At 39.2% G+C, this 11,808-nt stretch carries 10 protein-coding genes; 4 read left to right on the top strand and 6 right to left on the bottom strand.

Translation table 11 applies throughout. The annotated features are described in order from the left end of the window. Positions 1 to 190: 190 nt before the first annotated feature. The 6 genes from BV372_RS05930 to BV372_RS05905 form a co-directional block, all read right to left on the bottom strand. On the bottom strand, positions 191 to 517 hold the full coding sequence (locus BV372_RS05930; RefSeq protein WP_086684593.1) for a hypothetical protein: 327 nt from the start codon (positions 515 to 517) through the stop codon (positions 191 to 193). 802 nt (positions 518 to 1,319) lie between these two features. Then, positions 1,320 to 1,916, bottom strand: coding sequence for a dephospho-CoA kinase (coaE, locus tag BV372_RS05925; RefSeq protein WP_086684591.1), 597 nt, complete (start codon positions 1,914 to 1,916; stop codon positions 1,320 to 1,322). A gap of 24 nt (positions 1,917 to 1,940) precedes the next feature. After that, positions 1,941 to 3,527, bottom strand: a complete 1,587-nt coding sequence (gene cobA / locus BV372_RS05920; protein WP_086684589.1) for a uroporphyrinogen-III C-methyltransferase — start codon at positions 3,525 to 3,527, stop codon at positions 1,941 to 1,943. Positions 3,528 to 3,559: 32 nt separating this feature from the next. Continuing rightward, complete coding sequence (locus BV372_RS05915) at positions 3,560 to 4,033, bottom strand: tetratricopeptide repeat protein (RefSeq protein ID WP_086684588.1); 474 nt, start codon at positions 4,031 to 4,033, stop codon at positions 3,560 to 3,562. Positions 4,034 to 4,037: 4 nt separating this feature from the next. Beyond that, the gene (locus BV372_RS05910) at positions 4,038 to 4,970 is read right to left on the bottom strand and encodes a homogentisate phytyltransferase (RefSeq protein ID WP_086684586.1); all 933 of its coding nucleotides are present in this window, start codon (positions 4,968 to 4,970) and stop codon (positions 4,038 to 4,040) included. A 3-nt stretch (positions 4,971 to 4,973) separates the two neighbouring features. Further along, the gene (locus BV372_RS05905; RefSeq protein WP_086684584.1) at positions 4,974 to 5,816 is read right to left on the bottom strand and encodes a methyltransferase domain-containing protein; all 843 of its coding nucleotides are present in this window, start codon (positions 5,814 to 5,816) and stop codon (positions 4,974 to 4,976) included. Positions 5,817 to 5,968: 152 nt separating this feature from the next. Between BV372_RS05905 and BV372_RS05900 the strand changes: the two genes are divergently transcribed. The 4 genes from BV372_RS05900 (at position 5,969) to BV372_RS05885 (ending at position 11,767) form a co-directional block, all read left to right on the top strand. After that, positions 5,969 to 7,303, top strand: a complete 1,335-nt coding sequence (locus BV372_RS05900) for a TrkH family potassium uptake protein (RefSeq protein WP_086684582.1) — start codon at positions 5,969 to 5,971, stop codon at positions 7,301 to 7,303. Positions 7,304 to 7,578: 275 nt separating this feature from the next. Beyond that, positions 7,579 to 8,274 (top strand): TrkA family potassium uptake protein, encoded by a 696-nt coding sequence (locus tag BV372_RS05895; RefSeq protein WP_086684581.1) that lies wholly within the window; start codon positions 7,579 to 7,581, stop codon positions 8,272 to 8,274. A gap of 989 nt (positions 8,275 to 9,263) precedes the next feature. Further along, positions 9,264 to 11,108, top strand: coding sequence for a hypothetical protein (locus BV372_RS05890; RefSeq protein WP_306298952.1), 1,845 nt, complete (start codon positions 9,264 to 9,266; stop codon positions 11,106 to 11,108). Between the two features lie 92 nt (positions 11,109 to 11,200). Beyond that, a complete protein-coding gene (locus tag BV372_RS05885) occupies positions 11,201 to 11,767 on the top strand; it encodes a DUF11 domain-containing protein (protein ID WP_086684574.1) in 567 nt (188 codons plus the stop codon). Positions 11,768 to 11,808 lie beyond the last annotated feature (41 nt).

The raw sequence follows: 11,808 nt of genomic DNA, 5'->3' as shown, positions 1-11,808 counted from the left end.
AAATTAACTTAACCACCCAAATCTGTTGCATATTTACTTCCTATCCCATGAAAGAAATACTTTAATTGCTGATTTTTTGGTGGAGCTAGAATCAATATAGCAAACCTAAATCATTCGTAATAAATAATATCCCTGTCTTCTTTTAGAAGACGGGGATATGTAGCTTTCGTGCGCATTTTATAATGGCTACTTAGTCAAATACTACTGGCTTAAGTAAAGCTATCCACATATCTGACGGATCTGCATAGTAATCAATTTCCTCAACTTTATACCGATAATTTTGATAGCCATATTGCAAAATAATATAATCATTGGGTTTAATACCTTTTCCTGTTCCGGTCATGTAACCGCCCAAACCTCCTTGTAGGGTTTCAAATATGTAATCTTTTCCCCGAATTAATTGGCTGTAATCGTGTATTTTCTGCTTTTGTTTAGATTCGTTTAATATAACTAGCATTGGTAAGAACCCACTAAATAAACTAAAGCTAAAATTCCTACCTGTCTTAAAAATAGACATAGTGAGTTCTCCAAAATATTATGTTTACAAAAAGGGTTTTAACTAGGTAAATATTAGGTTATAAGAGCAACTAAGCTAGAAAAGAAGTTGTGTGAAATCTAATTAGAAGATAACTTTGAAAAACTCTAATCTAGATAAGAGTCTATCTAATTACAAATAAGCAACTGCGCCTATATGTGCCAAAAATTTAACTAATACAGTTCAGTTAGCCCTACTTATTCTTCAGATAACCCTTAACCCCTATTAAAGTTAAGGAATATAAAACCCAAGTCTTATCTGCACCCTATTGCAACATAAATTCAAAAATTATTAGCAGTTCTTTGAGAACATGCTTAAAAAGAATTCCAGAATTGGTATTTATAATTTGGAATTATTTTTTAACTTAAATTTGGAATTTTTTTTAACCCATTACTAGATAAAATTTCTATGGTTGCTCATGCACCATAAATAATGGAAAATGGAAGTAGCAAACTTGTTACTAGCTAATTATATTCCCTCAAGTTAAAATATAAGCTTAATAAATAGTCTACAGTAATAGTGACCTTACAGTCTACTGTAAAATTACTAAACTATTCTGTGCAGTAGATTCATATATAGCCTCATATTGGATTCGTGAAATTACTCGTAGAGGCAGACAAGATGAAGGAAGAGAAACAATAGAGATAGATGAGTAGGTCGTTTATTTTTAATTCAAATAGGATTCCTCTATGCTTCTATCCTTAAAATTGACATATTAATTAATGTATCAATATCTAATGTGTTTGAAATATTACTAAGATGTATTTTAAATAACAAAAATACTTTATTTTGGGCTGACTTTTTCCAGGGCAGTATCTACTTGCTTCAGTAAATTTTCTAGAGTAGACGAATTATCTAACACAACATTTGCACGAGCCGCTTTTTCTGCAATAGACATTTGGCTCTTAATCCGAGCTTCTGCTTGCTCTTGACTTAAATGATTACGCTGTATTAATCTTTGCATCTGCTGCGACTCAGAACAACGCACTACCCAAATTTCTGTAACTAAATTATTCATCTCGACTTCAAACAGCAGAGGTATGACTAATACTAATGTTGGCGCAGAGGATTCAGCAATTGCTTTCAAAAAGCGATCGCCTACATAAGGATGAATTAAATTCTCTATCCAATTGCGTTCATCTGGACGAGCAAAAATAATTTCGCCAAGCTTTTGGCGGTTCAAGTTGCCATCTGCAAGTAAAATTTGTGCGCCGTAACGTTGTGCGATCGCACTCAGAATAGGGGAACCTACAGACACTGCATCTCTAGCATAAATATCTGCATCCAAAATCGGCAGATTGTAAGCGCTAGCTAAATAATTAGCGACAGTGCTTTTACCTGTAGCAATACCTCCAGTTAAACCGATAATACGTTTGCTCATTTGTCATTTTTATTTGTCATTTTTTCAATTTAATTTGTCATTTTTCGCCCATGTAATCAATGCTTGGGTTAACCCATCTAAAGTATATTCTTCTGCCTCTACATCTACTCTGCCGATTAAATCATGACAAGTTTTCGAGGTTTGAGGGCCAATTGAGGCGATTCCGACTCCTGCTAAGACATCTGAGTTATGGCTGAATCTACTGTTAATCAATTGACAGAAAAATTGCACAGTTTTAGAACTAGCAAAGGTAATTATATCTACCGCTTGATTTTGCAGCGCAAATTCTGCGGTTTGAGGGATACTGCTGGGACAACAAGATTGATATGCTGCAACTTCTATCACCTCTGCTCCCTTAGCAGTTAATTCTTTAACTAAAACTTCTCTTCCACCGCTTTCAACTCTAGGAAATAAAAGCTTTTTCCCAGATAGTGCTTCTGGGAAGTTTTCTACTAAAGAATCTGCGACAAAATTAGGAGGAATAAAATCTGGTTGCAACCCGCGTTTTTTGAGACTTTGGGCTGTTTTTTCTCCAACCACAGCAATTTTGACATTAGCTAAGATCCGCGCATCTTTACCCTGTACGGTCAATCTGTCAAAGAAGTAGTCTACACCATTAGTAGAGGTAAGGATTAACCAGTCGAAGTCAGCTAAATTAGCGATCGCTTCATCTAAAGCTTTCCAACTCGAAGGCGGGCCAATTTCTAGGGTTGGCATTTCAATAACAGTTGCGCCTGCTGCTGTGAGGCGATCGCAAAATTGGCTTGACTGTCCAACAGCACGTGTGACTAAGATTGTTTTACCACTAAGAGGAAGCTGAGGGTTGCCTGACATAGTTGGAGGGCTGGAAGTTTTAGCTGTAGTTAAGTTCTCTGAGGATATTTTCTCAGGTTGTAAGTAAGTTCGTAGTCCGACAACCTCACCAATAATAATCACTACTGGCGAAAGAGATAAGCCAGCTGTTTGTTCTAATATATTTTCCAGTTGGGCTGTCCAAATTTCTTGATTGGAAGTTCCTGCCCAGCGGATGATGGCAATAGGTGTGAGGCGCGATCGCCCTTGCCGGATCAATCGATGTACAATCTCTGCTAAATGTTGCCCACCCATCAAAATTACCAAAGTTTCTAGGCGTGACAGCGCTTCCCAATCTAAAGCATCTGGTTCATGAGCTGTCAGCACTGCAAAACAGCGGCTCAAAACTGGATCTGTGAGAGGAATTCCTGCTAGTAACGGTGCTGCTAGGGCGGAAGAGATTCCTGGTACAACTTCAAATGCACAGCCAGATGCTTTCAATGCTTCAATTTCAGCAGTACAGCGCCCAAAGATAAACGGATCGCCTGACTTGAGTCTGATAACTTGTTTGCCTTGCTGGCAGTACTCTACTAATAACTGATTAATCTCAGCTTGTGGTGTACTGGGTTTACCACCACGTTTACCGACATCTAGCTTTAGACAATCAGGTCGTACACATTGCAACAATTGTTCATCTACTAGGGCATCGTATACCAATACCTGAGCTTGCTTCAAGAGATTCTCAGCTTTTACCGTTAGGTATGCCACATCTCCTGGCCCTGCACCTACGAGGTAAACTTTGCCCATTGCTTCATTCATGGCTATTTGTGGTTTGCCTTGAGCATCGAGTTTTAGGATTGATTTGATTTAGCGTTCATTTTATCTAGCAGCTGAGTAATTTTCTCAGCCTTTTCTGGTTGACGTTGTTTTCGCAATAACTCTTTAGCTTGTTGCAGATTAGTTTTAGCCGCTTCTGGCTGTTCTTGCTGCATCAGCACATTTGCTAAACGCAAATAAGCTTGAGGATTTTTAGGGCTGCGACGAATTACATCTTCAAACCATTCTTTTGCTTCCTCAACTTTACCTTGCTCTTTTAAAACATCTCCTAACAGCAAGCGAACCATATCATTAGTAGAGTTGAGAGAAATCACTTGCCGAAAAGCAGCTTCTGCACCTTGATAATCTTGCTGTTGATAAAGATTGACACCTTTTTGGAAAAAATTTGAGGTGATCAAGGTTTTCCCAGCAAAATAAATGAGTAAAGCAATACTGGAAACTACGACAACAATGGCAAAGATATCATTTGTTTGAAAGGTTTCGAGCATTTTTTTAAGCCAAAAGACAGGCAATTGGGAAAATCAAATATTCAATGAAAAAAAGTTTCCAAATAAATTGGTAGAACTGAGCGATCGCACTTTTTTCTTGCAAGTCTACTGCCAAACTCCGCACCCACATCAAACACAGCACTACCAGATGAGTAATCACTAAAAACAGTGAATTAACTGAGGCTAGATGCACCACCCCCACGAGAATCATCCCCAAATAGCAAAGAGTTAGCACCCAAAGCGCGAGATTAAAGACTGCTCGTGGTCCAAGTTGGATCGTCAAAGTATTGATATTGTATAAGCGATCGCCTTCCATATCGGGGACATCTTTAAAGATAGCGATCGCAAATGTAAAGACCAAAATAAACACCGTCAGCACCCAAACTGGCGGTGGAATTGATGGGTTGAGTTGCGCTAGCCAACTAAAGTGCAAAAATAGCCCTAAATTAACAATCGTCCCCCGCACTGAAAAGATACAGAAAGCTGCCCAAAAAGGAAAACGCTTCAAGCGAATTGGTGGTAAAGAATATGCAGTGCCAATTGCTAGACTAATAGCCACCATCCCCAATAAAAAAGGGCCATTAAGCCAAGCTACAAGCAGTGCCAAAACACCAGTAATAGCAACAATTAATTGCCCTTGGAACTTAGAAAATTCCCCTGATGCCAGGGGTAGATGAGGCTTATTAATCTTGTCAATCTCAATATCTTCCAGTTGATTCAGCCCCACAATGTAAACATTGCCACACAAACAGGCAATCCAAGCTCCTAACACAGGGAACACAGAGAAATTACGATTGCCTACAGCAACAGCAATTAAATACAAAGCCAACACACTTAAACTGGTGCCAATAATTGTGTGTGGACGGGAAAACTGCCAAAAAGCATAAAACCAGCGACCCCGCACACCAGAAGACTTTTGTCTAGAAAACTGATTCATGCTCTACTTATTCCCGCACAATAACCCAAACCGAATCAACCCGCGTTCATAACCCCGACGCATCAAACCTAGTGATAGCGCGCCAACAATCGTCGTCCAACCGGAAGTTAGTAACCCCCAAATGGCTTTGGGAGTAAATGCTGAATCAATCACAAAATCCCAAAATGGAGCTACAGCAGTTGACCAATCAGCAGTGCGAATATTTTGTAAAGGAAGTTGCGTGGCGATCGCGCTATACTCTGGCAACGAAATCACATAAGGTAAACAATACACCTGGTATATTTCCTGCAAGTGTTTTTGTTCATCGTTTGTCAGTGGTGCGTTATCAATCGGACGATGACACCAAGTCACCATAATCAACTTGCCACCAGGTTTAAGCACTCGATAGCACTCTTGCATAAACTTGGTTTTATCTGGCATATGTTCACCACTTTCTAAAGACCAAACCAAGTCAAAAGTGTTGTCCTCAAAAGGCATTGCTTGAGCATCTGCCACCAAGAATTGACTTCTAGCACTTAAATTAAGCTCTTGGGCGCGTTCTGTGGCTCTAGCCGCTTGCACTGGACTCAGAGTAATCCCCGTGGCCCTAGCATGAAACTTTTCTGCTAGGTACAGAGAACTACCTCCAATACCACAGCCTACATCCAAGATATTCTCTGCTGTTTCTACCCCTGCCCAATCAAGCAGTTCTTCGATTAAATCAATTTGAGCTTGACGGCGGTCTTTTTTTTGCGTGCCATCTGGCCCGTAGTAACCGTGATGCATATGTTCGCCCCAAATGTCTTCCCAAAGACCAGAGGAGGCATCGTAAAACTGTTGAATTTGTTGGTAAAGTGTTGCACTCATGAAGAAAGCAGTGTTTAAGACAAAGCAGAATTTAAATAAACATATTCGTAGGCTACCATGTGTGTTTTTAATTAAATAAGGGTGTTTTTGATTTCAGGGAAAGTCAACCCCCTACATACCTCTTTAGCAAAATTTATGGATCTTACCTTGGTATGACTGTTTCCCGCACAATTTGTTTAGGATTTTTAGCTGTTATCACTGTGGGAACTATCCTACTGATGCTGCCTTTTTCAACTAGTAGTGGTAATTGGAATGACCCAATTGTGGCGTTATTTACATCCACATCCGCAGTTTGTGTTACTGGTTTATCGGTAGTTGATCCTGGCACTTATTTTTCCTTTTGGGGTCAGTTTTTTATGGCGCTGTTGGTTCAGATTGGTGGTTTGGGCTACATGACAACAACCACCTTTTTGATTTTGCTAATTGGGCGCAAGTTTGATTTGCGAGACAAAATAGCGATTCAACAAGCTCTAGATCGACCAGGAATGAGTGGTAGTGCTCAAGTTATTCGCTCGATTATTGCCACCACATTAATTTTTGAAATTACTGGCGTGTTTTTACTATTGCCAGCTTTTGTGCCTGAGTATGGTTGGAATCAAGGACTGTGGTTAGCAATTTTTCATAGTATTAATGGTTGGAATAATGCAGGTTTTAGCCTTTTCAAAGATAATTTGATTGGTTATCAGTCATCTTTTCTCGTCGTTTTCACAATCACAACACTAATTATTTTTGGGGGCATTGGTTATCAAGTAATTTTAGAAATGTACCTCTGGTTACGCGACCGCATACTAAAAAAAATAACTTATCAAGTATTTTCTTTAGATTTTAAAGTGGCAACTAGTACCACTTTATTGCTTTTGTTTATTGGAACAATTGCTTTTTTATCTATCGAATTAAGAAACCCAGAAACATTTGGAGCCATGAGTTGGCGTGACCAATTATTATTAGCTTGGTTTCAATCAGTTACGCCTAGAACGGCTGGTTTTAACACCATTGATATTGGTAAGATGACAACCGCTGGTTTATTTATTACTATTGCACTGATGTTTATTGGTGCTAGTCCAGGCGGTACAGGTGGAGGCATGAAAACCACAACGCTAAGAGTTCTTGCTAGTTGCACTCAATCAATTCTCCAAGGGAAAGAAGAAGTTTTATTATATGAACGTAAGATAGCAATAAATTTGATTTTGAAAGCTGTAGGTGTGTTAGTCGGTTCTATCGCTACTGTGATTTTGTCCACAATTTTGATTGCTCTTACAGATCCAGAATTGGATTTTATTCAAATTTTATTTGAAGTGGTATCAGCATTTGCCACAGTAGGCCTTTCAACTGGGATTACAGGAACTGTCTCCATCGCTGCCAAGCTCATATTAATTATCACAATGTATATTGGACGAGTTGGCGTTCTACTTCTAATGTCCGCTATACTAGGCGATCCGCGCCCAACCCGAATTCGTTACCCCGAAGAAAATTTATTAGTGGGATAATCACAATCAATATATAGCAATCCGATTTGATTCGGAGAAATTACTTGCGTAGGGAGGGAACAGGGAACAGGGAATAGGGAACAGGAAACAAGGGATGTAGAGGTGTAATGAATTTTTTCAAAAATCAAATACGAGTCTTATATTAATACCGAGATGATAATAAGATGAAACTAATAATCTGATAAAATTTACACTATTAGGCAAAGTAGATTTTTGAATCAACTTAGTATAACTTTTTTGCCCTAGACCTAGGGAGCGCTATAAGGATAATACTTGTGAATCTGTCAGCATTAAGTTTTTTTCACAGCTTACGTAAAGATAACCATCAATTTGCCGTGATTGGTTTAGGTCGATTTGGTCGATCTGTATGTGCGACAATGCATCAATTAGGTTACGAAGTACTAGCAACAGATATTGATGAAAAGCGAGTATCTGAAGCATTGACAGAACAGATAGTTGCTCATGCTTTACAGTTAGACTCGACAGAACCTGCTGCACTAAAAGAAGCAGGAATTTTTGAATTTGATACGGTTATCGTGGCAATTGGCAACTATGTTCAAGAAAGTATCATCACTACTTTAAATGTGAAAGAGGGGGGTGTACCCCATGTAGTTGCCAAAGCTTCTAGCGAAGTTCACCGCAAGCTGTTGAAACGAGTGGGAGCAGATCATGTTGTTTTTCCAGAATACGAAGCAGGTTGCGCCCTTGCACGCACACTTACCAAACCATCCATACTAGAAAGATTTGACCTCGATCCAGATAACAGTATTGTAGAGTTGATTGTCCCTGACGAATTTCACGGTAAAACTATCACCGAACTTCAACTGCGTAACCGCTATGGATTGAATTTGCTGGCGGTGAGTCAGGATGGTAAATTTTTGATTAATCCCAATCCCACCAAGCGTCTAGAGCGTGGTTCAGCAATGGTTGTTATTGGCCACAACAAAGATATTAATCGCTTGCCAATTTAATCTAGAATATCAACTCTTGCCACTGGCTATACTCTTACACGGTCCCTGATGATTGGCGATCGCGTCTAGAATCTCTTGTCCGTTAATAAACATATCTTGTCTCGATTGTCAAGATACAAATTCCATAATCAAAAATTTTAGCCAATTTTCAGATCCTCAGATTTTCCTCATTTTTTGGTTTTAACTTTAGAGCATACAGTGAAATACCAAGTAAACCCTATGCTTTATGCTCTTGCAATTGAATACATACCTATCTAGCAAAAAAAATACATATTAGACATAAATGCAGACATATTCTTTAACTTGAGTTAATGAGAATTTGCATTTTGTAATTAATGTAATTTGCTGCCAGTTTTTTAGTCACGGTTATTAGATTTAACCAATTCATTTTCTATTTTACTGAAAACTTATAAAAAGTCTTGATTTTAACCTATTCAAATAGATATTTAACTTAAAAAAATAAGATATGTTGGCTATAAGAATATAGCTATTATCAACATTGAAAACTTTGTCTATAGCGACAAAGTTTTTTATTTTCCGAAAGCTGTAATCTTTATCCTGTAATGTTTGCAGGTATATTTATGCATTGCTTTTACTTTATATATATTTTTATAATTAAAGACCACTAACAAGCTTTTATAAACCTACTGAACTATTCAAATAATTCATTATTTATACTGAAGTTATTTGAGTTCAAACCAAATATATTCTATTTACATAAGCAATTAAGCAAAACAGACAAATCAATTCCTGGCTTCATGAGTATCAGCCTTGGTTATCCAGACTAAAAATCCATCAAGTTACGGGAAATATATTTGTACATCTGCTTAAAGACTTTTTGAGGTCAATTAATCATTGAAATCCTCAAATATGCATTCCTAAAACTTTGAAGTTTTGGGTTATTTAAAGTTGACAAGTTTCACATAAATGGTGAAAAAAAATCCTGCATATTGCAGCAGGATTAATTTCGATTGAATATATACACTCCCATGATGCCAAAAAACAACAGATTTATCAAACAGCGATCGCAGTTCTACCGTTCTTTGGTAGCAACAGCGTTATTAGCCAATGGCGTTTTCCAGTTTGTTGCACCTGTATTAGCTGACGGAACGGCTGGAGGACAATCCATAAGTAACACGGCGACTGCAACTTACCAAGATCCTAACGACCCAACTACCACAATAAATGCGACTTCTAACACAGTTACCGTTACAGTAGCAGAGGTTGCTGGTGTAACTGTAACTGCTACTGGTTCTGCATTTAAGGCGGATGTTAACAGTGATGGTGACTATAATACGGGTGATAGCATCTACTTCAACTTCACTGTTAAAAACACAGGTAACGACCCCACCAAGTTCCACATTCCTGAAACGCCATTAATCACAGACAACAATTCTGGGGTCGCTTTAGCCCAGCTTGATGGGAACGTAGAAATTAATTATGGCGCTGGTTGGGTACCTCTTCCTGCTGGTGGAATAACTAACTCCGTTGCAGCTGAGGGAACTGTTCAGGTTCGTGTACCTGTGAAAGTTCTGAACAATGGAGATCCTACAAATGGAGATCAAATCTCGGTTCAGTTAGGTGATACGACCGGAGGAAACCAGCAGAACATTGCACGGGAAACACCAGCAGTTGCTACTGATTTGTACACACAAGATAATACTGATGGTACAGCAACCGGAGAAGTAAATGGTACACCAGTTAACGGTTTTCGTGAAGCCAGTGCTACCTCAAACTTGACCCTAACACTTAAAGCCCTTTTGAATGGGCCTCAGGGTGCTGCTGGAGCAGATTTTAATGGTGATAATAATAAGGACTTTACCAACAAGTCTTCAGCCGTGACTGCTGGTTTAGCGCCTGGTAGCCTCATCGATCCAAATGTTGTCACCTTTACCAACACAATTCAGAATACTGGTACAGGTACTAACAATATTTCTCTATTACCTACAAAACCAGATAATACAACAGATTTACCTAACAATACTCAAGTCACCATCAGCAACACAGCTGGTACTGTCACAGCTACCTATACATATAACAACGGCACATTTACTTTCGCTTCAGGAACAGGTGGTACTAGTGCAACAGTTCCTGTGCGGATCACTAACGTAGCAGCAAACGGTACAGCCGATTACACTGTGAAGGTAGATTTGCCTACAGGTACTCAACTTTCTACTGATATTGGTAAAGGCTTCCCAGTTCCCGTTACTGCTTTCGTAGATCTTGATAGTGACGGAGTAATTGATACCAATGAACCAAGAAATATCAGTATCGACAGAGTATACACTGGTTTCTTGAAGTTGGTGAAGAAATCTCGAATTATCCAAGGTACGGGACCATCTGTAATTGGAAATCAAGGTGATTTCGAGTCCACACCAGCTTTTGATCCCGACGGTACAGGGCCTTTGCCAGCTATCGACCCTAATCCAGGTGTTGCTGACGAAGCCAGAACTCCTGCGCCTGGAAACATTATTGAGTACCAGATTACCTCTCAGAATATTTCTGAGGCGCAATCAGGTATAGGCAGCAAGATTTTAGACGCTGCAAATGTGAATATCGTAGAAGATGGCACGACTGGTGGTAACAACTGGGCACTAGACAACAATAGCAATAGTGAAATCGATACTAGTCACGTTTCTGCGAATGCAGGTAGTGAAACTATCGAATACTACAACAATATTCCACCAACTATAGGTACAGCACAGTCTGGCACAACTCCAACTACCAACGTTACCAAGTATGTGGTAAAAGTAACATCCGGCAACGTTGGGCCTCAAAGCACAACAACATTTACCTTCCAAAGGAAGATTAGCGGTACTACAGCTACTCCATAAAGCACTAATAAGGGGCATCTTGAGCGAAAGATGTCCCGTACATACTTCATTATTCATTGCAGACATCAAAGTTTTTGTAGCAGGTAATTGAGATGAAACGTTTTTCTATTATTGGTATAGGCGCGATCGCACTTATTGCAGGTATATCCTTTGCAGGTCAAATCCCAGTTGTTAGTAATATATTTCATAATGACGCTGCGATCGCTCAAAATGCCAAAAAAGGGCCAGTGCAGTTGCGCCTAGATGCAGAAAAGAAAGTAGTGCAAGATAACCAAGGTAAACAAACAGTTACTTGGCAAGCTTTGCAAGGTCAAGTCGTTGTCCAACCTGGAGATGTGTTGCGTTATACAGTAACGGGTGGCAATAATGGCGATAAAGCAGTGAAAAACCTCAGCATCAATCAAGCAATTCCTCAGGGAATGATGTATGTAATAAAATCTGCTACCGTCAACGATAAACAAGGCGCAAAAATTACCTACAGCATTGATGGCGGACGTAGCTTTGTTGAAAATCCCACAATCAAAGTCACCCTTCCCAATGGCAAAGAAGAGATTCGCCCAGCGCCAGCAAATGCTTATACTCATATCCGCTGGAATTTTGGCTCATCTGTTTCTGCCAAGGAGACAGTTAAGGGTACTTATCAAGCTCAGGTGCGCTAAGCCGATTTTAATTTTTGCTGTTAGAGACGTTGTGCTGCAAC

The sequence above is a fragment of the Nostoc sp. T09 genome (genome assembly GCF_002154695.1).
GTDB lineage: Bacteria > Cyanobacteriota > Cyanobacteriia > Cyanobacteriales > Nostocaceae > Aulosira.
The sequence above is the reverse complement of the archived record's forward strand: the minus strand, read 5'-3'. Positions and strand labels throughout refer to the sequence as shown.

Coding starts and splice junctions, on each gene's coding strand:
- BV372_RS05930 (WP_086684593.1), bottom strand. CDS start 517: ATGTCTATTTTTAAGACAGGTAGGAATTTTAGCTTTAGTTTATTTAGT.
- coaE (WP_086684591.1), bottom strand. CDS start 1,916: ATGAGCAAACGTATTATCGGTTTAACTGGAGGTATTGCTACAGGTAAA.
- cobA (WP_086684589.1), bottom strand. CDS start 3,527: ATGAATGAAGCAATGGGCAAAGTTTACCTCGTAGGTGCAGGGCCAGGA.
- BV372_RS05915 (WP_086684588.1), bottom strand. CDS start 4,033: ATGCTCGAAACCTTTCAAACAAATGATATCTTTGCCATTGTTGTCGTA.
- BV372_RS05910 (WP_086684586.1), bottom strand. CDS start 4,970: ATGAATCAGTTTTCTAGACAAAAGTCTTCTGGTGTGCGGGGTCGCTGG.
- BV372_RS05905 (WP_086684584.1), bottom strand. CDS start 5,816: ATGAGTGCAACACTTTACCAACAAATTCAACAGTTTTACGATGCCTCC.
- BV372_RS05900 (WP_086684582.1), top strand. CDS start 5,969: ATGACTGTTTCCCGCACAATTTGTTTAGGATTTTTAGCTGTTATCACT.
- BV372_RS05890 (WP_306298952.1), top strand. CDS start 9,264: ATGATGCCAAAAAACAACAGATTTATCAAACAGCGATCGCAGTTCTAC.
- BV372_RS05885 (WP_086684574.1), top strand. CDS start 11,201: ATGAAACGTTTTTCTATTATTGGTATAGGCGCGATCGCACTTATTGCA.